Origin of the sequence: Acidovorax sp. T1 (assembly GCF_002176815.1) — a bacterium.
Taxonomy (GTDB): Bacteria; Pseudomonadota; Gammaproteobacteria; order Burkholderiales; family Burkholderiaceae_C; genus Acidovorax.
Window position 1 is genome coordinate 420,059 of the sequence record NZ_CP021648.1, and the last position, 21,702, is coordinate 441,760.

The window sequence follows — 21,702 nt, forward strand, 5'->3', positions numbered from 1 at the left end:
CTGTCAGAAGGATGTGTGGGCTGCAACGGGGCGCGATCAGCCGGGGAAATTTTCGGGAATCTTGGCCTTGCTGCGGGCTTCAGCGGGGCTGATGATGTTGCGCCGCACCAGATCGGTGAGGTTCTGGTCCAGCGTCTGCATGCCCAGGCTGTTGCCGGTCTGGATGGTGGAATACATCTGCGCCACCTTGGACTCGCGGATCAGGTTGCGGATGGCGCTGGTGCCCAGCATGATTTCGTGCGCGGCCACCCGGCCCGAGCCGTCCTTGAGCTTGCACAGCGTCTGCGAGATCACCGCCTGCAGCGATTCGGACAGCATGGAGCGCACCATTTCCTTTTCTTCGGCGGGGAACACGTCGATGATCCGGTCGATGGTCTTGGCGGCGCTGGATGTGTGCAGCGTGCCAAACACCAGGTGGCCGGTTTCGGCGGCGGTCATGGCCAGGCGGATGGTTTCCAGGTCGCGCATTTCGCCCACCAAAATGGCGTCGGGGTCTTCGCGCAGCGCGGATTTGAGGGCTGCCGCGAACGACAGCGTCATGGGCCCCACTTCGCGCTGGTTGATCAGGCACTTCTTGGATTCGTGCACGAACTCGATCGGGTCTTCCACCGTGAGGATGTGGCCGTATTCGGTTTCGTTCAGATAATTCACCATGGCCGCCAGCGTGGTGGACTTGCCCGAGCCCGTGGGGCCGGTCACCAGCACCAGGCCGCGCGGTTTGAGGGCCAGGTCGCCGAAGATCTTGGGGGCGTTGAGCTGTTCCAGCGTGAGGATCTTGCTTGGAATGGTGCGGAACACGGCGGCCGCGCCGCGGTTCTGGTTGAAGGCGTTGACGCGAAAGCGCGCCAGGCCTTCGATCTCAAACGAGAAGTCCACCTCCAGAAACTCTTCATACGTCTTGCGCTGCGAGTCGCTCATGATGTCGTACACCATGGCGTGCACCGTCTTGTGGTCCAGCGCATCCACATTGATGCGCCGCACATCGCCGTGGACCCGGATCATGGGCGGCAACCCGGAGGACAAGTGCAGGTCGGAAGCTTTGTTCTTCACGCTGAATGCGAGCAACTGGGTAATGTCCACGGGTTCCCTCTCTCTTTTGATACGCTTGTTGTTCATTATGACCACGATTGATAACAACCTCCAAAAGGTTCGGACCCGCATCGCGCAGGCCTGCGTGGCTGCCGGCCGGGACCCTGCCAGTGTCTCGCTGCTGGCCGTTTCCAAAACTTTTGGCGCTGATGCGGTGGTGCAGGCCGCTGCGGCGGGCCAGCGGGCGTTTGGTGAAAACTACGTCCAGGAAGGCGTGGACAAGATCGCCGCAGTGGGCCGGGCGTTCGATCCCGCGCTGCAGTGGCATTGCATTGGCCCCATCCAGAGCAACAAGACGCGCCTGGTGGCCGAGCACTTTGACTGGGCGCACACGGTGGACCGGCTCAAGACCGCCGAGCGCCTGTCGGCCCAGCGCCCCGACCACCTGCCGCCCCTGCAAATATGTATCCAGGTGAACATCGACGGCGGCCCCACCAAGTCGGGCGTGGCGCCGGCGGACGCGCTGGCGCTGGTGCGCGCTGTGGCAAAACTGCCACGCCTGCGGGTGCGCGGGCTGATGAGCATCCCCGACCATGCTCCTGATTTCGAAGCGCAACTGGCAATCCACCAAAGCGCTAGAGCACTTTTTGACCAGATATCGGCCTTGGGCGAGCCCGGGCTCGAAGGCTTTGACACCCTGTCCATGGGCATGACCGCCGACCTGGAGGCCGCCATCCACGCGGGCAGCACCCTGGTGCGCGTGGGCACCGGCATCTTTGGCGGCCGGACTTACCCGGCGCCCTGATGGAGTGCCAGAAAGCAGCGCCGCTGGCCTGGAAAGTGCGGTAGGGCGCTTTTATAGTGGCCCGTGCTAAGCTGATTTAGCGCACTTTCTGGCGTGCCGCCCAAGGGGCGGTGTGCAGCCTTACAAACCGTCAACGGAGACCTCTCATGCCCGGACTGCTGCCCGATATCGACCCCGATGGCCTGCTCGAATTCTCGGTGGTCTACACCGACCGCGCGCTCAACCACATGTCCCAGCGTTTCACGGGCGTGATGCAGGACATCCTGGCCGTGCTCAAAGAGGTGTACCACGCCCACACCGCCGTGATCGTGCCCGGCAGCGGCACCTTCGGCATGGAGGCCGTGGCGCGCCAGTTCGCCAACCAGCAAAAAGTGCTGATCGTGCGCAACGGCTGGTTCAGCTACCGCTGGAGCCAGATTTTCGATGCCGACAAAGGCCTGGGCGGCGGCGCCGTGGTCTGCAAGGCGCGCCAGCAGGGCAGCGGCCCGCAGGCGCCCTGGGCGCCGGCGCCGGCTGACGAGGTGGCAGCCGCCATCCGCGCCGAGAAGCCCAAGGTGGTGTTCGCGCCCCATGTGGAAACGGCCAGCGGCATCATCTTGAGCGACTGCTACATCCGCACGCTGACCGCCGCCGCGCACGAGGTGGGCGCGCTGTTTGTGCTGGACTGCGTGGCATCGGGCGCGGTGTGGGTGGACATGCAGGCCACGGGTGTGGACGTGCTGATTTCCGCCCCGCAAAAGGGCTGGAGCGGCTCGCCTTGCTGCGCCATGGTGATGCTCAGCGAGCGCGCACGCCAGGCGATCGATGGCACCACGAGCAGCAGCTTCTCGTGCGACCTCAAGAAGTGGATGCAGATCGCCGAGGGCTACGAAAAAGGCCAGCACGCCTACCACACCACCCTGCCCACCGATGGGCTGGTGCGCCTGCGCGATGTGATGGCCGAGGCCCGCGCCTACGGCTTTGCCAAGGTGCGTGACGAGCAGATCGCACTGGGCGCTGCGGTGCGCGCGCTGCTCGAATCGCGCGGTTTCCCCAGCGTGGCGGCCGAGGGTTTCAAGGCGCCCGGCGTGGTGGTGAGCTACACCACCGACCCCGGCATCCAGAGCGGCAAGAAGTTTGCGCAGGTGGGGTTGCAGACCGCCGCTGGCGTGCCGCTGCAATGCGACGAAGGGCTCGACTTCAAGACCTTCCGCATCGGCCTGTTTGGCCTGGATAAATGGCACAACGTGGAGCGCACCGTGGGCCATCTGTCCCGGGCGCTGGACCAGATGGCGGCTGCGGGCTAGCGCCTGCCCGCCGGCCGTGATGCAAGGCGGGTGCCGCAGTCATGCTCTTGGGCTTGCATGGACATGAAAAAAAGCGCCGCCCCGGCCTCTGACTCCGCCGTCCTTGGCTTGCGACGAGCCAAGCGGCAAGCCCTCGCGCTGTTGCTGCTGGTGACGGCGGTGTTCGTGGCCACCAGCATGGTCGAGCGCGGTTTGCTGCTCGACTGTGTAAAAGCCATGGCCGAGGCCGCCATGGTCGGCGCCCTGGCCGACTGGTTTGCGGTGGTGGCGCTGTTTCGCCGGCCACTGGGGCTGCCTATTGCGCACACGGCGGTCATCCCCCGCAACAAGGACCGCATTGGTGTGAATCTGGCCGCCTTTGTGCGCGACCGGTTTCTCGACCCACCATCGCTGGTGGCGCTGCTGCGGCGCCACGACCCCGCGCTGCGGCTGGCCCAATGGCTGGGTGCTGCCGACAACGCCCGCCTTCTGGGGCAGCAGGCGGCGCGGCTGCTCAGCGCTGCCCTCGACACCGTGCAGGATGCGCAGGTAGAGCGCTTCATCCGCAAGGCCGCGCGCACCCTGATTGGGCGGGTGGACCTGTCGGGCGCCCTGGCCACGGTGCTGGGGGCGCTCACCCACAACGGGCGCCACCAGGCGCTGCTCGACGATGCATTGGGCCGGCTGATCATGGTGTTGCAACAGGAGGGCACGCGCCACCTGATTGCCACCACCATCGTGCAGTGGCTCAAGAAAGAGCATCCGCTCAAGGAAAAAATGCTGCCCACCGACTGGCTGGGCGACAAGGGCTCGGCCATGATCGCCAACGCACTCGAAGCCCTGCTGGCCGACGTGGCGCAGAACCCGCAGCACCAGTTGCGCGAACAGTTCGACGCCGCCGTGCAGCGCCTGGTGCAGCGGCTGCAGACCGATCCGGACTGGGCGCGCAAGGGCGAGGAGATCCGGCGCTACCTGCAGACCAACGCCACCCTGGGCCGCTATGTGCAGGACTTGTGGCAAGGCATGCGCGCGGCCTTGCAGCGCGACCTGGCCGATGAGCGCTCGGCCGTGGCGCGCAACGTGCATGCCATGGGCGCGTGGCTGGGCCGCTCGCTGGCGGGCGATGCGGCGCTGCGCCAGTCGCTCAATATGCGGCTGGAAGGCTGGGTGCAGGGACTGGCACCCGATGTGGCGCAGTTTGCCGCGCAGCACATACAGGACACGGTGCAGCGCTGGGATGCGCAGGAGCTGTCGCAGCTCATCGAGTTGAATATTGGCAAGGATCTGCAGTACATCCGCGTGAATGGCACTTTGGTCGGCGGCTTGGTGGGGCTGGTGTTGTACCTGGTTTCGCACGCGGGGGATATTGGGCGGGCGGTGATGTCCGGCTGAGCTTGCGGTGGTTTTTTGCGGGTGTGCTGGTGTTTGTGCTGAGATCGTTCTGAGGGCCGAGACCTGGCCTCCGGTCCCAACAAAGTACCGCGCGAACTATGAAAACAATAGCTGCTAGCGCAATACCAGAAAGCGCTAGAGCCAAAAATCACCCAGAAACCCGCTCCAGCAGCATCGCATCCCCATAACTAAAAAACCGGTACTGCTGCGCAATCGCATGCCGGTACAGCCCCATCACATGGGCGTAGCCCGCAAACGCACTCACCAGCATCATCAGCGTGCTCTTGGGCAGGTGAAAGTTGGTGATCAGCACATCCACCACCTGAAACCCAAAGCCCGGCGTGATGAAGATATTGGTGTCGCCCGTGGCCTGGCCCGTGCGCGCCCAGGATTCGAGCGTGCGCACCGTCGTCGTGCCCACGGCCACCACGCGGCCGCCGCGCTGGCGGCAGCGCTCCAGCGCGGCCAGCGTGGCCAGGGGCACTTCGTACCACTCGCTGTGCATCTGGTGCTCGGCCAGGTTTTCGGTCTTGCAGGGCTGGAAGGTGCCCGCGCCCACATGCAGCGTGACGCTGGCGCGCTCGATGCCGCGCGCGGCCAGGTCGGCCAGCACGCCTTCGTCAAAGTGCAGCGCGGCGGTGGGCGCGGCCACGGCGCCGGGGTTCTTTGCAAACACGGTTTGGTAGCGCTGGCTGTCCTCGGCCTCGTCCGGGTCGTGGTCGGTGTTTTGCTGGCGTTCGATGTAGGGCGGCAGCGGCAGGTGGCCGTGGCGGTCCATCAGCTCCCAGGGCGACTCGCCCGCCGGGCCGTGCAGCGCAAAGCGGAACAGCGGGCCGTCTTCAGTGGGCCAGCGGCCCAGCAGCTGCGCGTCAAAGCCGCCTGCCTTGCGGCCACCGGCCATGTGCACCACGCTGCCGGGCTGGGGTTTTTTGCTGACCTTCATGTGGGCCACGACTTCGTTGCCCATGCCGCCCGTGTCCTGGCCCGCCTGGGCGGGCAGCACGCGTTCGATCAGCAGTTCCAGTTTGCCGCCGCTGGCCTTCTCGCCAAAGATGCGCGCCTTGACCACGCGCGTGTCGTTGAACACCAGCAAGTCGCCCTCGCGCAACAGGCCGGGCAGCTCGCGAAAGATGCGGTCCACGGGCTGCATGGCACGGCCGTCGAGCAGGCGCGAGGCGCTGCGCTCGGCGGCGGGGTGCTGGGCAATGAGGGTGGGGGGCAGCGAAAAATCGAAGTCGCTGAGGGTGAAGGTGCGGGGTGTTGCGGGGGCGCCGGCTGCGCCGCTGGAGAGATCAGTCATCGTGCTTGAGGGCCGAACGGGCCCGTGCCAAGGTAAAAATTGCGGAAGGAGCCGATTGTCCCACGGGGCTGCAGGCCCTGCAGGCGCGGTGCTTTCAATCGGAGGTGAACGCCACCGGCGCGGGCACGCTGCGCACCAGCCGCTGCACATCGGCGGCCTGGGCCAGTGCCGTGCCGGGGGCTAGCAGCGCGGCAGCGCCCGCGGCCACGCCCCAGCGCAGGGCCTCGGGCGGCGCGTCGCCGAGGTCCAGCGCCCAGACCAGTGCGGCCAGAAAGCAGTCGCCCGCGCCCGTGGTGCCAGTGGTGGCGGGCACGTTGAGGGCCGGGGCCTGCCAAACCCCTTCGCGCGTGGCCAGCACGGCGCCTTGCTCGCCCACGGACAGTGCCACGATCTCTGCCTGGCCCGCGTGCACCAGTGCCTGGGCGGCCGCGCACCAGTCGGCGGGGCGCTCCAGCGGCTGCTGCAGCACTTCGCGCAATTCCCGCAGGCTGGGCTTGACCAGCGTGACCCCGGCCTGCAGTGCCGCCGCCAGCGGCAGGCCGGAGGTATCCACCACCAGGCGCGTACCGCGTGCGCGTGCGCCGGGCGCGAGCCGGGCATAAAAATCCGGTGGCACACCGGGCGGCAGACTGCCGCTGGCAATCAACCAGCGCGGTGCGCTGGGCTGTGTGGCCAGGGCGTCCACGGCTTCCAGGCAGGCCTGCCATTCGGTGGTCTGCAGGGTCGGGCCGGGCAGCACAAAGCGAAACTCCTGGCCGGTGGCGGTCTCGACGACCGAAAAGTTCTCCCGCGTGTCGCCGGCAATGGGCTGGATGGCGGTGGCCACGCCCGCATCGGCCAGCAACTGGCGCACCTGCGCGCCGGTGGCGCCGCCCGCCAGCGCCCAGGCCTGCACGTCGCTGCCCAGGCGGTGCAGCACCCGCGCCACGTTGATGCCGCCGCCGCCCGCAAACCGCTGCACGGGGCCGCAGCGCAGCTTGTGCGTGGGCGCCACGCGGTCGGTGGTGGTCGCCAGGTCGAGGGCGGGGTTAGGGGTGAGGGTGATCAGTGCGGGCATGGGCTACCAGGCTTTGTCGGAGAAGCCCGACCACAATTCGTTCAGATCTGGAAAGCGCCATTTCTCCGGATCCTCGCGTGCCACAATCTTTTCGTTGCAGTCCGGGGCGGCCAGGTTCACCCGTTCGGGCGGAATGCGCAGATCGGACTTGGTCGAGAAAAACACCTTGACGAGCGGGGTGGTCAGCGCCGCCGGAGCCTGCTCCATCACCACGCCAATCCGGCCCGAAGTTAGCCGCACCAGCGAGCCCACGGGGTAGATGCCGATGATCTTGACGAAGGCATGGAACAGCCGCGCATCGAAATGGCCGCCGGGTCCCAGCAGCGCTTGTCGTCACCGAATGCATATAGGTGTAGTCGTCGGCCGTCTTGAGGCGGGCCAGGCTGATCAGCGCGCCCGGGTTGCGGGTGACCGAGTCAGAGATTTCCTGCACCAGCTGCTGGGCGCTGGCGGTGTCCACTGCCTTGCCCAGGCGCGCTTCGTTGAACATCGATACCACAGCTTTTTTGGCCTGGATGCCGATGGATGCGGCCAACTGCAGTTCGCCTTCCATGTCCGTTGGGGCGTGGTTGTGCGCGGGACGCGGCGGCAATGGCAGGCTGATCTGCAGCGGTGGCAGGTCTTTGGGGTGGCTGAAGTCGGTCTCGAATTGCGCATCGGCCTGTGCGCGCGAGACCGAGGCGGTGCCCGGTGCCACGTCCACGCCTTTGTCGGTGTCGATCCAGCACTCGTGGATGGATGTGGCCTGGATGCGGGCCAGGTCCTTGGGGTCTTGCAGCAGGAACTTGGCGCGCCAGAACGGGTGCTCCATCCACGAGCCGCACAGTTCGTGCAGGTACATGCCCAGGGTGAGATGTTGGATCTGGATGCGCTTGAGCATGTCGGACGCACGGGACGCGAAAGACCGTCGTAACAAAGTCTGAGTGAAGACAACCATGGTAGCCTTTTTGACTTGGCTTTTGCCCGTGCCTGCCCTCCCATCGCTCCTCCATGCCCACCGCTGCCAAAGTTGCTCCCCCCGTCGCCGCCCGGACTGCGCCCCTCGCAGCCGCCAAAAGCGGGGCGTCGGTGGCCCAGAAGGCGCTGCAAAAGCTCGGCCTCACGCGCGACATCGATCTGGCCCTGCACCTGCCCCTGCGCTACGAGGACGAAACCCGCATCACCCCGCTGGCCAACGCCCGCGACGGGCAGATGGTGCAGATCGAAGCCACGGTGACCGCGAGCGAAGTGCAGTTGCGCCCACGCCGCCAGTTGCTGGTGCGGGTGGAAGACGACACGGGGTCGTGCGAGTTGCGCTTTTTCAGCTTCTACCCCTCGCACCAGAAGACCCTGGCCGTGGGTGCGCGCCTGCGCATCCGGGGCGAGGTCAAGGGCGGGTTCTGGGGGCGGCAGATGCTGCACCCGGCGTTCCGGCTGGCCGGGGGCGAGTTGCCGGCGGCGCTGACGCCGGTGTATCCCACCACGGCCGGTCTGCCCCAGCCGTATCTGCGCCGCGCGGTGGTGGGGGCGCTGGGCCGGGTCGATCTGTCTGACACGCTGCCGCCCGGGGTTGAACCGCCCTTGGCCCGCTCTTATGATAAAAATGGCCTCCAGCGCTTATTCAGCTTGCGCGAGGCGCTCACATTTTTGCACCACCCCACGCCCGATGTGGCGCTCTCCACGCTGGAAGACCACAGCCATCCCGCCTGGCAACGCCTGAAGGCCGAGGAGCTGCTGGCGCAGCAACTGTCGCAACAGCAGTCGCGGCGCGAGCGCGACCGGCTGCGGGCCCCGGTGCTGCGCCCCGCCAGGGCGGACGACGGCGCGCTGCCCCTGCACGAGCAGCTCATGGCCGTGCTGCCGTTCGACCTGACCGCCGCCCAGCGCCGCGTGGGCGAAGAAATCGCCGCCGACTTGGCCCGCCCCGTGCCCATGCACCGGTTGCTGCAGGGCGATGTGGGCTCGGGCAAGACCGTGGTGTCGGCCCTGGCGGCGTGCCTGGCCATGGACGCCGGCTGGCAGTGCGCGCTGATGGCCCCCACTGAAATCCTGGCCGAACAGCACTTTGCCAAGATGATCGGCTGGCTCGAGCCCTTGCTCGCCGCCCGTGGCCGCCGCGTGGCCTGGCTGGTGGGCGGGCAAAAAAAGAAAGAGCGCACCGCCATGCTGGCGATGGTGGCCAGCGGCGAGGCCGCCCTGGTGGTGGGCACGCATGCCGTTATCCAGGAGCAGGTGCAGTTCAAGAACCTGGCGCTGGCCATCATCGACGAGCAGCACCGTTTTGGCGTGGCGCAGCGGCTGGCGCTGCGCCAGAAACTCGCAGCCCAAGGCATGGAGCCGCACATGCTCATGATGAGCGCCACACCCATCCCGCGCACCCTGGCCATGAGCTATTACGCCGACCTCGATGTGTCGGTGATCGACGAATTGCCCCCAGGCCGCACGCCCATCGTCACCAAGCTGATCGCCGACAGCCGCAAGGACGAGGTCATCGCGCGCATCGGCGCGCAGGTGGCCGCCGGGCGGCAGGTGTACTGGGTGTGCCCGCTGATCGAAGAGAGCGAGGCGCTGGACCTGTCCAACGCCACCGCTACGCATGCCGACCTGAGCGCGGCCTTGCAAGGCGACGAGGCGCACGGGCGCGCGCCGGTGATGGTCGGGCTGTTGCACTCGCGCATGCCCACGGCCGAGAAGAAGGCGGTGATGGCGCTGTTCACCAGCGGCCAGATGGGCGTGCTGGTCAGCACCACCGTGATTGAGGTGGGCGTGGACGTGCCCAATGCGTCGCTCATGGTCATCGAGCATGCCGAACGTTTTGGCCTGAGCCAGCTGCACCAGCTGCGCGGCCGGGTAGGGCGGGGCGCAGCGGCGTCGGCCTGCGTGCTGCTTTATGCCACCAACGACAGCGGCCGCGTGGGCGAAACCGCCAAGGAGCGCCTGCGCGCCATGGCTGAAACCAACGACGGCTTCGAGATCGCCCGGCGCGACCTGGAGATTCGCGGCCCCGGCGAGTTCCTGGGCGCGCGCCAGTCGGGCGATGCGCTCTTGCGTTTTGCCGACCTGGCCACCGACACGCATTTGCTCGAATGGGCGCGCGAGCTGGCCCCGGTGATGCTGGACCGCTACGCGGAGTTGGCGGCGCGGCATGTGGCGCGCTGGTTGGGGGGAAAATCCGACTATCTCAAAGCCTGACGGGCTGGAATGCATTCACCATGACCCTCACCGAACTCAAATACATCGTCGCCGTGGCCCGTGAGAAGCACTTTGGCCATGCGGCCGATGCTTGCTATGTGTCGCAACCCACGCTGTCGGTCGCCATCAAGAAGCTCGAGGAAGAGCTGGATGTGAAGCTCTTCGAGCGCAGCGCGGGCGAGGTGACGGTGACGCCGCTGGGCGAGGACATCGTGCGCCAGGCGCAAAGCGTGCTGGAGCAGGCGGCGGCCATCAAGGAAATCGCCAAGCGCGGCAAAGACCCGCTGGCCGGGCCTTTGACCCTGGGCGTGATCTACACCATCGGCCCTTATCTGCTGCCCGACCTGGTGCGCCACTCGATCACGCGCACCCCGCAGATGCCGCTGATGCTGCAGGAGAACTTCACCGTCAAGCTGCTGGAGATGCTGCGCACCGGCGAGATCGATTGCGCCATCCTGGCCGAGCCTTTTCCCGACACGGGCCTGGCCATTGCGCCGCTGTATGACGAGCCGTTCATGGCGGCCGTGCCCAGCAAGCACCCGCTGGCCGCGCAAAAATCCATCACGGCGGCCGAACTCAAGAATGAAACCATGCTGCTGCTGGGCGCGGGCCACTGCTTTCGCGACCATGTGCTGGAGGTCTGCCCCGAGTTCGCCCGGTTCTCCAGCAATGCCGAGGGCATCCGCAAGTCGTTCGAAGGCTCGTCGCTGGAGACCATCAAGCACATGGTGGCCGCGGGCATGGGCGTGACGCTGGTGCCGCGCCTGTCGGTGCCGCGCGATGCGCTGCTGACCGTGTCGCGCCGGCGCAAGAGCGACGAAAACTACATCCGTTACCTGCCCATCCGCGAGGAAGACGGCGGCCCGCCGCCCACGCGCCGCGTGGTGCTGGCCTGGCGGCGCAGCTTCACGCGCTATGAAGCCATTGCCGCGCTGCGCAACGCCATCTATGCCTGCGAGCTGCCGGGCGTCACGCGGCTGTCATGACCTGGTGCGACCGTGCCGGCAGAATGCAACAAGGGTTGACCTGGGTTGAATGGCGGTGATGCCGTGCGGGCGTTGTGACCTGCGCTACAGTGAGCGATCTCGCCGCACACCGGCTTGCCGGCACCCGCAGCGCTTGTTCCACCCACCCCTTCCAGGAGAAATGACATGGCCAAAGCTTCCAGCAAAACCAACGCACCGAGCATCAACATCGGCATCAGCGAGAAAGACCGCGCCGCCATCGCCCAGGGCCTGTCGCGCCTGCTGGCCGACACCTACACGCTGTACCTCACCACCCACAACTTCCACTGGAACGTGACGGGCCCCATGTTCAACACGCTGCACACCATGTTCATGACGCAGTACACCGAGCTGTGGAATGCCGTGGACCCCGTGGCCGAGCGCATCCGCTCGCTGGGCCATTTCGCACCGGGCTCCTATGCCCAGTTCGGCCAGTTGACCAGCCTGCCAGACGCCCCTGCCGAGCCGCCCAAGGCCACCGAGATGATCCGCATCCTGGTGCAAGGCCATGAAGCCGTGGCCCGCACCGCGCGCAGCCTGTTCCCCCTGGCCGACAAGGCCAGCGACGAGCCCACGGCCGACCTGCTGACCCAGCGCCTGACGGTGCACGAGCAGGCAGCGTGGATGCTGCGCTCCTTGCTCGAAGACTGACAGAGCCCACGGCGCCGGGTCTGCGTCCGCGGCCTTGGTGCCCGGCCGCGGCCCCACCGGTGCCGTGATCGGAAGAGACAAGCACCATGCCATCTGCCACCCATCCGGGCCCGGGAGTCGAGCTCGAAATCAAGCTGGCCTTGCCCACGCCCGACCCTGCGGGCCTGGCGCGGCAGCTGGCGCGCCTGCCAGCCCTGGCGCGGCACCAGCCCGTGCGCAAGCAGGTGGACAACATCTACTACGACACGCCTGCTCAAGCCCTGCGCGCCCAGCGCATGGCCCTGCGCCTGCGGCGCGTGGGCGGCGATGATGCGCCGCAATGGCTGCAAACCCTCAAGACCAGCGACAGCGGCGATTCGGCACTGAGCCTGCGCGGTGAGTGGGAAGTGCCGGTGCCAGGGCCCGCGTTGGTGCAGGCTGCCCTGCAGGCCGCGCCACCCTGGCACAAAGTGGACCCCGACGGCGCGGTGTTCGCAGCGCTCGCGCCGTGTTTTGCCACGGACTTCGAGCGCACGGCCTGGACCGTGCGCCGGCGCGATGGCAGTGCCATCGAGGTGGCGCTGGACATGGGGCAAATCACCTGCGGGCAGCGCAGCGTGCCGATTTGCGAGCTGGAGCTGGAACTGCTGGCTGGGCCGCCCGCCGCGCTGTTCGATCTGGCGCGGCAGATTGCGCAGCACATCGCCGTGCTGCCGTTGGCGGCCAGCAAGGCGCAGCGTGGCTATGAATTGCGCGACGGCAAGCTGGATGCCCCGCTGCGCGCCTGCCCGCCGAAACTGGGCACCGAGGTTTCGTTGCGCGCCATGGTGCAGCCCGTGCTGGGCGAAATGTTTGCCCAGTTCACCGCCAACCTGAACGCGCTGGTCCATAGCGATGATCCGGAGCTGGTGCACCAGGCACGCGTGGGCTGGCGGCGCTTTCGCGGCGCCTTGCGGCTGTTCAAGCCGGCTGCGCCGGTGCAGCAGATACCCGCGTGGCCGCAGATGCAGCCCATGCTGGTCTTGCTGAGCGAGTTGCGCGACCTGGATGTGGCGTGCACGCAGACGCTGCCCGCGTTGCAAAACGTCTTTGTGGCTGGTGACGCCGGGCGGGCAGAGCGCTGGCAGGCGATGGTGCAGGCATTCCAGCAGGCCGCGCTGCAGCAGCGCCAGCGGGTGCGCCGGGCATTGCAGGAGCCGGCGGTGGGCGCCGCTTTGCTGTCCATCACCCTGTGGCTGGATGACCTGGCCCGCCCGCAGACCTGGGGTGCATCGCCGGACCTGCCGGGCAAAACCGTGCGCCACTGGGTGCGCCAGCGCATCACCCGGCTGCATGCGCAGTGGAAAAAGGCGCTGCGCGACAGCACCCATGCCGAAAGCCAGCACCGCGCGCGCATTCTGGCCAAACGCCTGCGCTACAACATCGAAGCCTTGCGCCCGCTTTTGCCTGTGCGCGCACAGCGCTGGCTGCAGCAGGCAACCCAGCTGCAGGCGGGCATCGGCGCATCGCGCGATGTGCTGCAGGCCGGGGTGCTGGCCCAGCAACTGGCGGTGGACCGGGGCATTGTGGAGTTTCTGCGCGGCTTTGCTGCCGGGCAGGCTGGCGTGCCAGCGGTGCCAGCGGTGCCGCCGTTGCAGGGTGGCGTATAAAGCGCCTTTTCCGGGCCAGCCCGCCATTGCGCGCGGGCGGCGCCGCTCGCCGCATTTTGGCCGCCGTCCTTTCTTCGACCGTTCTGTCCGTTCTTTTCGCTTTATCCGCTTTCCGTTGGTTTCAGCATGACCCCTTCCCCGCGCAGCCGTTTTTCCCTGTACCTTGACCTGATCCGCTGGAACCGGCCCGCTGGCTGGCTGGTGCTGGTGTGGCCCACGCTCAGCGCGCTGTGGCTGGCCGCGGGCGGTTTCCCCGGCTGGCATCTGCTGGCGGTGTTTGTGCTGGGCACCATCCTGATGCGCAGCGCCGGCTGCTGCATCAACGACGTGGCCGACCGCGACTTCGACCGCCACGTCAAGCGCACGGCGCAGCGGCCCATCACCTCGGGCCAGGTCTCGGTCAAGGAGGCGCTGGCCGTGGGCGCGGTGCTGTCGCTCATTTCACTGGGGCTGGTGCTTACCACCAACGGGGTGGCGGTGGCCTGGTCGGTGCCCGCGCTGCTGGTGACGATTCTTTACCCGTTCACCAAACGGTTTTTTGCCATGCCGCAGGCGGTGCTGGGCATTGCCTTCAACTTCGGCATCGTGATCGCGTTTGCCGCCGTGCAGGGCCAGGTGCCGGCCATGGCGTGGCTGCTGTGGCTGGGCAATCTGTTCTGGGTGCTGGCCTACGACACCGAATACGCCATGGTGGACCGCGACGACGACCTGAAGATCGGCATGAAGACCTCGGCCATCACGCTGGGGCGCTTCGATGTGGCGGCCATTGTGGTGTTCTACCTGTTGTTCCTGGGTTTTTGGCTCGTAGCGCTTGCCCCGCTTGTGCTGGGTGCTATTTTTTACATAGCAATTGCGGTGGCGCTGGCCCAGGTGGTGTGGCACTGGTGGCTGATCCGCACGCGCACGCGCGAGGGGTGTTTTCGGGCGTTTCGCATGAACCACTGGGTGGGGTTCACGTTGTTTGTCGGCATTGCGGGCAGCTACCTGTTGCGTTGATGTGCTAACAAATCAATAGCTGGTAGCGCTTATCCATCAAGCGCTACAGGCTGTTTTGATGCTTATTTGCCAAACTCGTCGCCCAGTTCGTGCGCACGCTGGCGTGCGGCCTGCATGGCCTGCACAAATTTGTCGCCCACCGCGTCGTGCTCCATCGACTGCAGGGCTGCGTAGGTGGTGCCACCCTTGGAGGTGACGCGCTGGCGTAGCACGGCCGGCGTTTCGTTGGAGCGGCGGGCCAGCTCTGAGGCGCCGACAAAGGTGCCCACCGCCAGCTGGTGGGCCTGCGCGGCCGTGAGGCCCATGTCGGTGCCAGCGCGGGCCATGGCTTCGAGAAAGTAGAAAACATAGGCCGGGCCCGAGCCCGACAGCGCCGTGACGGCGTCCAGTTGCTGCTCTTCATCCACCCACAGAAACTCGCCGGTGGTGGCCATGATGGCCTCGATGCTCTGGCGCTCTGGTGCGCTGACGGCCGGGCGGGCATACAGCGCGCTCATGCCCTTGCCCACCAGAGCGGGCGTGTTGGGCATGGTGCGCACGATGCGCTCGCTGCCCAGCCACTGGGCGATGCTGTCCGAGCGGATTCCGGCGGCCACGCTCAGGTGCAGGGCGCTCTGCGTGTGGCCTTTGGCCTGGGCGGCCGCGTCCTTGAAGGTCTGGGGCTTGACGGCCCAGACCACGATCTGCGCGCGCTGCAAGGCCGGGCCCGCTTCGGGCTGGGCTTGCAGCCCATAGTTCTTGCGCAGCGCCTCGCGCGCCTCGGCCCAGGGCTCGACCACCTCGATCTGGCTGGCGGGGTGGCCCTGGTGGATCAGCCCGCCAATGATGGCGCTGGCCATGTTGCCGCCGCCGATGAAGGCGATGGTGGGGAGGGAGGGGGATGCGGCGGTTTGGCTCATGGGCGGTGCAAGGTGGCAACAACAGGGGCCACGATGGTAGCGCTGATCAAGCCAGTGATTTTGGCCCAATGGCCCGTGCAACTGGCGCGGCCAAGGCCAGGGCTCCCGCGCAAGGGCCGCCCCGCCGCGCCGGGAGCGTCCCCCTTCCCGAATTGCGCAGCAAGTCGAGAGAAGGGGGAAGGCGCCGAAGGCGACTCAGGGGGATGTTCTTATTTCACTCTGCTGTTGTTTGCCGCACCGCGTGTTCCCACTTCGCCATCAGCTCCTGCGCGCGGGCGCTGCTGAGCGTAGGCACAAAGCGGCGCTCGGCACGCCACAGTTGCGAGAGTTCATCGATGCTGCGGTACACGCCGCTCGACAGCCCCGCCAGATAGGCCGCGCCCAGGGCGGTGGTTTCGATGACAGCGGGGCGCACCACGGGAATGCCCAGCAGGTCGGCCTGGAACTGCATCAGCAGGTCGTTGATGCAGGCGCCGCCGTCCACACGCAGCTCGCTCACCGGGGCGCCGCCGGCGGCCACGGCGTCGCGGCTCATGGCCAGCAGCAGGGCGGCGCTCTGGTAGGCAATGCTTTCGAGCGCCGCGCGCGCAATGTGGCCCAGCGTGGTGCCGCGTGTGAGGCCCGTGATGGTGCCGCGTGCGTCAGGCTTCCAGTACGGGGCGCCCAGGCCGGTGAAGGCGGGCACCATCATCACGCCGCCCGAATCGGGCACGCTTTGGGCCAGTGACTCCACCTCGTTGCTGGTGGAGATGGCGCGCAGGCCGTCGCGCAGCCACTGGACCACGGCGCCGCCCACAAACACGCTGCCTTCCATGGCGAATTCGGGCTGCGTGCCCGGCTGCGCCGCGCTGGTGGTCAGCAAGCCGTTGTGGGATGTCTGGAACGTGCCGCCCGTGTGCATGAGCATGAAGCAGCCCGTGCCATAGGTGTTCTTGGCCATGCCGGCCGTGAAGCAGGCCTGGCCGAACAACGCGCTCTGCTGGTCGCCCGCCACGCCGCCGATGCGGATGCTGTGGCCCAGCAGGTCGGCGGCGATGTCGCCAAAGTGGGCGCTGGATGGCCGCACCTCGGGCATCAGCGCCCTGGGGATGCGCAGCAGCGCCAGCAGCGCGTCGTCCCACTGGTTGGTGTGCACATTGAAGAGCATGGTGCGCGATGCGTTGCTCGCGTCCGTCGCATGCACCTGGCCGTGGGTGAGGTTCCATACCAACCAGCTGTCCACCGTGCCAAAGGCGAGCTCGCCGCGCTCGGCCGCGTCGCGCGCGCCGGGCACGTGGTCCAGCAGCCACTGCAGCTTGGTGGCCGAGAAGTAGGCGTCCACCAGCAGTCCGGTCTTGGCCTGGATGGCGGCGGCGTGGCCCTGGTCGCGCAGCTGGGCGCAGGCAGGCTCGGCGCGCCGGTCTTGCCACACGATGGCGTGGTGCACGGGCTGGCCGGTTCGGCGGTTCCACAGCACGGTGGTCTCGCGCTGGTTGGTGATGCCCACGGCGCGCACGGCGCTGGCGGCAATGCCGGCCTTGGCGAGCGCTTCGCGGGCCGTGGCGAGCTGGGTGCGCCAGATCTCCTGCGGGTCGTGCTCCACCCAGCCGGGCCGGGGGTAGATCTGCGGCAGCTCCAGCTGGGCTTGTGCCACGATGTGGCCGCGTTCGTCAAAAACGATGCTGCGGGAGCTGGAGGTGCCTTGGTCGAGGGCGAGCAGGTAGGTCATGGCGGTCAAGGATATCCGTGCGTGACGTCGTGAGTGAACGCAAGCAACAAGCGGTGCCCGCATCCGTCTGCCGCCCATGGACAATCGCACCCTATGACCACTGTTTCTGCACCCTTGCCCACGCGGCGCGAAGAGTTGTTGGCTCTCCTGGCGGAACCTCGCTGTTTCGATCTCGCTGTCATCGGCGGTGGGGCAACTGGGCTGGGGGTCGCGCTGGATGCAGCGGCCCGTGGGTTCAGTGTGGTGCTGGTCGATTCGCACGACTTTGCCAAGGGAACCTCATCCCGGTCAACCAAATTGGTACACGGGGGGGTGCGTTACCTGGCGCAAGGCAACATAGCCCTGGTGCGCGAGGCGCTGCATGAGCGCACCACGCTGCTCCATAACGCGCCGCATCTGGCGCAGCCATTGCCTTTTGTGATGCCGTCTTACCGCTTCTGGGAGACGCCGTTTTACGGCATCGGACTCAAGATGTACGACGCTTTGGCGGGTAAGGCCGGCCTGGGCGGTACCGAATTCATGGGACGTGCGCGCACGCTGGCATGCCTGCCCACCGCCCGCGCCGAGGGTCTCAAGGGTGGCGTCAAATACTGGGACGGACAGTTCGATGATGCCCGCCTGGCCTTGGCCTTGGCGCGGACGGCAGCCAGCCTGGGGGCCTTGATGGTTAATTACTGTCCGGCGCGTTCGCTGATCCATGAGGCTGGCAAGGTCGCAGGCTTTGTGTGTGAAGATGCCGAAAGTGGTCAGCAGTTCACCGTGCGCGCACGCGCTGTCGTGAATGCCACAGGTGTTTGGGTGGATACGCTGCGCCGGTTGGACGGCGATGCCATTGACCGCCCGGCCAAACCCATCGTGGCCCCCAGCCAGGGGGTGCACATCGTGGTGGATCGGGAGTTCCTGCCGTCGGATCATGCCCTGATGGTGCCTAAGACGGCCGATGGCCGGGTTCTTTTTGCGGTGCCGTGGTTGGGCAAGCTGATTCTGGGGACCACAGACAGCCCGCGCCAGGACATCGTGCGAGAGCCGGAGCCTTTTCGGGAAGAAGTCCGGTTCATCCTGGAAGAATCGGCGCGCTACCTCACCCGTGCGCCCAAGGTGGAAGACATCCGGAGTATCTGGGTGGGGCTGCGCCCTCTGGTGAAACCGCAGGACGACGATGGCGACAGCACCAAGAAGATCAGCCGTGAGCACACCGTGTTGGCCAGCAGCAGCGGCCTGATTACCGTGACAGGTGGGAAATGGACCACCTACCGTGCCATGGCCGAAGACGTGTTGCAAAAATGCTTCACCACGGGCCTGCTCCCGGAAAAACCGGCTGGCGTGACCAACCATCTGTCTTTGGTGGGGGCGCCCCGGGAACCCGTTCAGCATCGCATCAGTGATGCCCAGGGGCTGCACTCTTATGGCAGCGAGGCCTTGTTTGTTGGCGATTTGCCGGGGAATGGCAATGACCTGGGCGAAGGGCTGACCGAAGCCATGGTGCGCTTTGCGGCGCGGTATGAATACGCGAGAACGGTAGAGGACATGCTGGCCCGCCGTTCGCGGCTGCTGTTTCTGGATGCCCGGAAGGCCATCGCCCTGGCCCCGCAGGTGGCGGCTTTCCTGAGGGATGAGCTGGGCGCGGACCCACAGCTGGAGGCATTTCTGGCACTGGCACAACAATATTTGCACATTCCTGGCTGACAGGCGCTTGACTTGCCGAAACTCCTTTGCAATAATCGAGGGCTTCGCGTTTCAAACGTGAAGTTTCTGCCCAGCGGGAAGTGCTGCAAATGGTTTGCGGTGCGGACGACGGGCCCAAGACTGACTGGCTGAATTGCAGCCCTTGAGAAGTTCTCTGGGGCTGTTGTCTTCTGGTGCAAGTTGGGAATATTGAAATGATCCAGACAGAATCTCGGTTAGAGGTTGCCGACAATACCGGCGCCAAGTCCGTCCTTTGCATCAAGGTGCTGGGTGGCTCGAAGCGTCGCTATGCAAGCGTTGGCGACATCATCAAGGTGAGCATCAAAGAAGCTGCTCCGCGTGGTCGCGTCAAAAAAGGCGAGGTCTACAGCGCGGTGGTGGTTCGTACGGCGAAGGGTATTCGTCGTGGCGATGGCTCGCTCGTTAAATTCGATGGCAACGCTGCGGTGTTGCTGAATGCAAAGTTGGAGCCCATCGGCACCCGCATCTTTGGACCCGTGACGCGTGAACTGCGTACCGAGAAGTTCATGAAGATCGTGTCCCTGGCTCCTGAAGTTCTCTAAGGACGCGCCATGAACAAGATTCGCAAGGGCGACGAAGTCATCGTGCTGACCGGGCGCGATAAGGGCAAGCGTGGCACTGTGTCGCTGCGCAAGGATGATTCCTATCTCGTCATCGACGGCATCAACCTCGTCAAGAAGCACGCCAAGCCAAACCCCATGAAGGGTACGACGGGCGGCATCGTGGAAAAATCCATGCCCATCCATCAGTCCAACGTGGCCATCTTCAATGCTGCCACCGGCAAGGCTGATCGCGTAGGCATCAAGGTGCAGGCTGACGGTGCACGCGTTCGCGTGTTCAAGTCCAGCGGCGCTGAAATCAAGGCGGCCTAAGGGGTAAACATGGCACGACTGCAAGAAATTTACCGCGACAAAGTCGCTCCCGAGCTGATGAAGCAGTTCGGTTACACCTCGCCGATGCAGGTTCCGCGTCTGACCAAGATCACGCTCAACATGGGTGTGAGCGAGGCGGTCTCGGACAAGAAGGTGATGGACAACGCTGTAGCGGATCTGACCAAGATTGCTGGTCAGAAGCCCGTGGTGACCAAGGCCAAGAAGGCTATCGCGGGTTTCAAGATTCGCGAAGGCCAGGCCATCGGTTGCATGGTCACACTGCGTGGCGTGCAGATGTATGAGTTCCTGGATCGTTTCGTGACCGTGGCTCTGCCCCGCGTCCGTGACTTCCGTGGTATCTCCGGTCGCGCTTTTGACGGCCGTGGCAACTACAACATCGGCGTCAAGGAGCAGATCATTTTCCCTGAAATTGAATACGACAAGGTGGATGCCTTGCGCGGTCTCAATATCAGCATCACCACGACGGCCAAGTCCGACGAAGAAGCCAAGGCTCTCCTCGCTGGTTTCCGTTTCCCGTTCAAGAACTGAGGCGAAGCATGGCTAAAGTAGCTTTGATCCAGCGCGAACTGAAGCGCGAAAAATTGGCGGCCAAGTACGCAACCAAGTATGCGGAACTGAAGGCGATTGCTGGCGATGCCAAGCGCAGCGATGAAGAGCGTGATGCAGCCCGTCTGGGTCTGCAAAAGCTCCCGCGCAATGCAAATCCTACGCGTCAGCGTAACCGTTGCGAAATCACCGGTCGCCCACGCGGAACATTCCGTCAATTCGGTCTGGCCCGCGCCAAGATTCGCGAACTGGCTTTTGCAGGCGACATCCCCGGTGTCACCAAGGCCAGCTGGTAAGCAGGCAGGAGAGATACAACATGAGCATGAGTGATCCTATCGCTGACTTGCTGACCCGCATTCGTAACGCACAAATGGTCGCCAAGGCCACGGTGCTGGTGCCTTCTTCCAAAGTGAAGATTGCCATCGCCCAGGTGCTGAAGGACGAGGGTTATATCGACGGCTTCCAGGTGAAAACCGAAGCTGGCAAGTCCGAACTTGAAATCGCCCTGAAGTACTACGCAGGCCGTCCCGTGATTGAGCGCATCGAGCGCGTCAGCCGCCCCGGACTGCGTGTCTACAAAGGCCGTGATTCCATTCCACAAGTCATGAACGGTCTGGGTGTGGCAATCGTCACGACCCCCAAGGGCGTGATGACTGATCGCAAGGCGCGCGCTACCGGTGTCGGTGGCGAAGTGCTCTGCTACGTGGCCTAACCCGCGGCATTGAGGAGAAACTGAAATGTCCCGAGTAGGAAAAATGCCCGTGACCATCCCCGCAGGCGTGGATGTGTCCGTGAAAGATGACCAGATCTCTGTCAAGGGCTCTGGTGGTGCGCTCTCGCTTGCACAAAATGTGCTGGTGAAGGTGTCCAGCAATGATGGCAAGCTCAGCTTTGAGCCTGCCAACGAATCCCGCGAAGCCAATGCCATGAGCGGCACGATTCGCCAGTTGGTCAACAACATGGTGATCGGCGTCAGCAAGGGCTTCGAAAAGAAGCTGAGCCTGGTTGGCGTGGGCTACAAGGCCGCTGCCACGGGTTCCAAGCTGAACCTGACGGTCGGCTATTCGCACCCGGTCAATTTCGACATGCCTGCTGGCATCACGGTTGCCACCCCCACGCCCACGGAAGTGGTTGTGAAGGGTGCAGACCGCCAGCGCGTGGGTCAGATCGCTGCCGAGATTCGTGCTGTTCGTCCACCTGAGCCCTACAAGGGCAAGGGTATCCGTTATGCGGACGAAAAGATCACGATCAAAGAGACCAAGAAGAAATAAGGAGCTGCAACATGTTGACAAAGAAAGAGCAGCGTCTTCGTCGTTCGCGTCAGACGCGCATCCGCATTGCACAGCAAGGCGTGGCACGTTTGACCGTGAATCGTACGAACCTCCATATCTACGCCACTGTGATCTCCGGCGACGGCAGCAAGGTGCTGGCCAGCGCATCGACGGCAGAAGCCGACGTGCGCCAGGCGCTCGGCGGTTCGGGCAAGGGTGGCAATGCCGCTGCAGCCCAGGCCATTGGCAAGCGCATTGCTGAAAAAGCAAAGGCTGCTGGTGTCGAGAAGGTTGCATTTGATCGTGCAGGTTTTGCTTACCACGGTCGCGTCAAGGCTTTGGCCGATGCAGCCCGTGAAGCAGGTCTGCAGTTCTAAGCG

Annotated in this window: 21 protein-coding genes and 1 pseudogene; 16 read left to right on the forward strand and 6 right to left on the reverse strand. The window is 65.4% G+C overall.

Going from position 1 to position 21,702, the window contains the following annotated elements; all coding sequences use genetic code 11:
* Positions 1–36: 36 nt before the first annotated feature.
* Entirely contained in the window at positions 37–1,080 is a 1,044-nt protein-coding gene (locus CCX87_RS02005) for a type IV pilus twitching motility protein PilT (protein ID WP_087748127.1), read from the reverse strand.
* A gap of 37 nt (positions 1,081–1,117) precedes the next feature.
* Between CCX87_RS02005 and CCX87_RS02010 the strand changes: the two genes are divergently transcribed.
* The 3 genes from CCX87_RS02010 (at position 1,118) to CCX87_RS02020 (ending at position 4,491) form a co-directional block, all read left to right on the forward strand.
* Positions 1,118–1,834 carry a YggS family pyridoxal phosphate-dependent enzyme gene (locus tag CCX87_RS02010; RefSeq protein WP_087743347.1) on the forward strand — a complete coding sequence of 239 codons (717 nt, stop codon included), beginning with the start codon at positions 1,118–1,120 and terminating at the stop codon, positions 1,832–1,834.
* A gap of 146 nt (positions 1,835–1,980) precedes the next feature.
* On the forward strand, positions 1,981–3,120 hold the full coding sequence (locus CCX87_RS02015; RefSeq protein ID WP_087743349.1) for an aminotransferase class V-fold PLP-dependent enzyme: 1,140 nt from the start codon (positions 1,981–1,983) through the stop codon (positions 3,118–3,120).
* Between the two features lie 63 nt (positions 3,121–3,183).
* Entirely contained in the window at positions 3,184–4,491 is a 1,308-nt protein-coding gene (locus CCX87_RS02020) for a DUF445 domain-containing protein (protein WP_087748128.1), read from the forward strand.
* 148 nt (positions 4,492–4,639) lie between these two features.
* Here CCX87_RS02020 and queA read toward each other — a convergent pair whose 3' ends face one another.
* From queA to CCX87_RS02035, 3 genes and pseudogenes are all read right to left on the reverse strand, one after another.
* The gene (queA, locus tag CCX87_RS02025; RefSeq protein ID WP_087743351.1) at positions 4,640–5,791 is read right to left on the reverse strand and encodes a tRNA preQ1(34) S-adenosylmethionine ribosyltransferase-isomerase QueA; all 1,152 of its coding nucleotides are present in this window, start codon (positions 5,789–5,791) and stop codon (positions 4,640–4,642) included.
* A gap of 94 nt (positions 5,792–5,885) precedes the next feature.
* The gene (locus CCX87_RS02030) at positions 5,886–6,848 is read right to left on the reverse strand and encodes a 1-phosphofructokinase family hexose kinase (protein ID WP_087743353.1); all 963 of its coding nucleotides are present in this window, start codon (positions 6,846–6,848) and stop codon (positions 5,886–5,888) included.
* A gap of 3 nt (positions 6,849–6,851) precedes the next feature.
* Positions 6,852–7,728, reverse strand: a pseudogene (locus CCX87_RS02035) (DUF3391 domain-containing protein).
* Positions 7,729–7,838: 110 nt separating this feature from the next.
* Between CCX87_RS02035 and recG the strand changes: the two are divergent.
* The 5 genes from recG (at position 7,839) to ubiA (ending at position 14,298) form a co-directional block, all read left to right on the forward strand.
* Complete coding sequence (gene recG / locus CCX87_RS02040; protein ID WP_087743355.1) at positions 7,839–10,019, forward strand: ATP-dependent DNA helicase RecG; 2,181 nt, start codon at positions 7,839–7,841, stop codon at positions 10,017–10,019.
* A gap of 20 nt (positions 10,020–10,039) precedes the next feature.
* Positions 10,040–11,005 (forward strand): LysR substrate-binding domain-containing protein, encoded by a 966-nt coding sequence (locus CCX87_RS02045; protein ID WP_087743356.1) that lies wholly within the window; start codon positions 10,040–10,042, stop codon positions 11,003–11,005.
* 165 nt (positions 11,006–11,170) lie between these two features.
* Positions 11,171–11,674, forward strand: coding sequence for a Dps family protein (locus CCX87_RS02050; RefSeq protein WP_087743358.1), 504 nt, complete (start codon positions 11,171–11,173; stop codon positions 11,672–11,674).
* Between the two features lie 86 nt (positions 11,675–11,760).
* Positions 11,761–13,302: a CYTH and CHAD domain-containing protein gene (locus CCX87_RS02055; RefSeq protein ID WP_087743360.1), complete on the forward strand. Its 1,542-nt coding sequence runs from the start codon at positions 11,761–11,763 to the stop codon at positions 13,300–13,302.
* 126 nt (positions 13,303–13,428) lie between these two features.
* The gene (gene ubiA, locus CCX87_RS02060; RefSeq protein WP_087743362.1) at positions 13,429–14,298 is read left to right on the forward strand and encodes a 4-hydroxybenzoate octaprenyltransferase; all 870 of its coding nucleotides are present in this window, start codon (positions 13,429–13,431) and stop codon (positions 14,296–14,298) included.
* A gap of 62 nt (positions 14,299–14,360) precedes the next feature.
* On the opposite strand, the gene proC is transcribed toward ubiA, so the two are convergent.
* Both proC and glpK read right to left on the reverse strand, forming a co-directional pair.
* Positions 14,361–15,197, reverse strand: a complete 837-nt coding sequence (gene proC, locus CCX87_RS02065; protein WP_087743365.1) for a pyrroline-5-carboxylate reductase — start codon at positions 15,195–15,197, stop codon at positions 14,361–14,363.
* 214 nt (positions 15,198–15,411) lie between these two features.
* Positions 15,412–16,905 carry a glycerol kinase GlpK gene (glpK, locus tag CCX87_RS02070; protein WP_087748129.1) on the reverse strand — a complete coding sequence of 498 codons (1,494 nt, stop codon included), beginning with the start codon at positions 16,903–16,905 and terminating at the stop codon, positions 15,412–15,414.
* A 93-nt stretch (positions 16,906–16,998) separates the two neighbouring features.
* Between glpK and CCX87_RS02075 the strand changes: the two genes are divergently transcribed.
* From CCX87_RS02075 to rplR, 8 genes are all read left to right on the forward strand, one after another.
* Positions 16,999–18,591 carry a glycerol-3-phosphate dehydrogenase/oxidase gene (locus CCX87_RS02075; RefSeq protein ID WP_087743367.1) on the forward strand — a complete coding sequence of 531 codons (1,593 nt, stop codon included), beginning with the start codon at positions 16,999–17,001 and terminating at the stop codon, positions 18,589–18,591.
* Between the two features lie 194 nt (positions 18,592–18,785).
* Entirely contained in the window at positions 18,786–19,154 is a 369-nt protein-coding gene (gene rplN / locus CCX87_RS02080) for a 50S ribosomal protein L14 (protein WP_007861702.1), read from the forward strand.
* A gap of 9 nt (positions 19,155–19,163) precedes the next feature.
* The gene (gene rplX, locus CCX87_RS02085; protein WP_086913550.1) at positions 19,164–19,484 is read left to right on the forward strand and encodes a 50S ribosomal protein L24; all 321 of its coding nucleotides are present in this window, start codon (positions 19,164–19,166) and stop codon (positions 19,482–19,484) included.
* A gap of 9 nt (positions 19,485–19,493) precedes the next feature.
* Positions 19,494–20,033: a 50S ribosomal protein L5 gene (gene rplE, locus CCX87_RS02090; protein ID WP_024813854.1), complete on the forward strand. Its 540-nt coding sequence runs from the start codon at positions 19,494–19,496 to the stop codon at positions 20,031–20,033.
* An 8-nt stretch (positions 20,034–20,041) separates the two neighbouring features.
* The gene (rpsN, locus tag CCX87_RS02095; RefSeq protein WP_007861712.1) at positions 20,042–20,347 is read left to right on the forward strand and encodes a 30S ribosomal protein S14; all 306 of its coding nucleotides are present in this window, start codon (positions 20,042–20,044) and stop codon (positions 20,345–20,347) included.
* Positions 20,348–20,367: 20 nt separating this feature from the next.
* Positions 20,368–20,763, forward strand: a complete 396-nt coding sequence (gene rpsH / locus CCX87_RS02100) for a 30S ribosomal protein S8 (protein WP_008906523.1) — start codon at positions 20,368–20,370, stop codon at positions 20,761–20,763.
* A 25-nt stretch (positions 20,764–20,788) separates the two neighbouring features.
* The gene (gene rplF / locus CCX87_RS02105) at positions 20,789–21,322 is read left to right on the forward strand and encodes a 50S ribosomal protein L6 (protein ID WP_086913548.1); all 534 of its coding nucleotides are present in this window, start codon (positions 20,789–20,791) and stop codon (positions 21,320–21,322) included.
* An 11-nt stretch (positions 21,323–21,333) separates the two neighbouring features.
* Positions 21,334–21,699, forward strand: a complete 366-nt coding sequence (rplR, locus tag CCX87_RS02110) for a 50S ribosomal protein L18 (protein ID WP_087743369.1) — start codon at positions 21,334–21,336, stop codon at positions 21,697–21,699.
* The last annotated feature ends 3 nt before the right edge of the window (positions 21,700–21,702 follow it).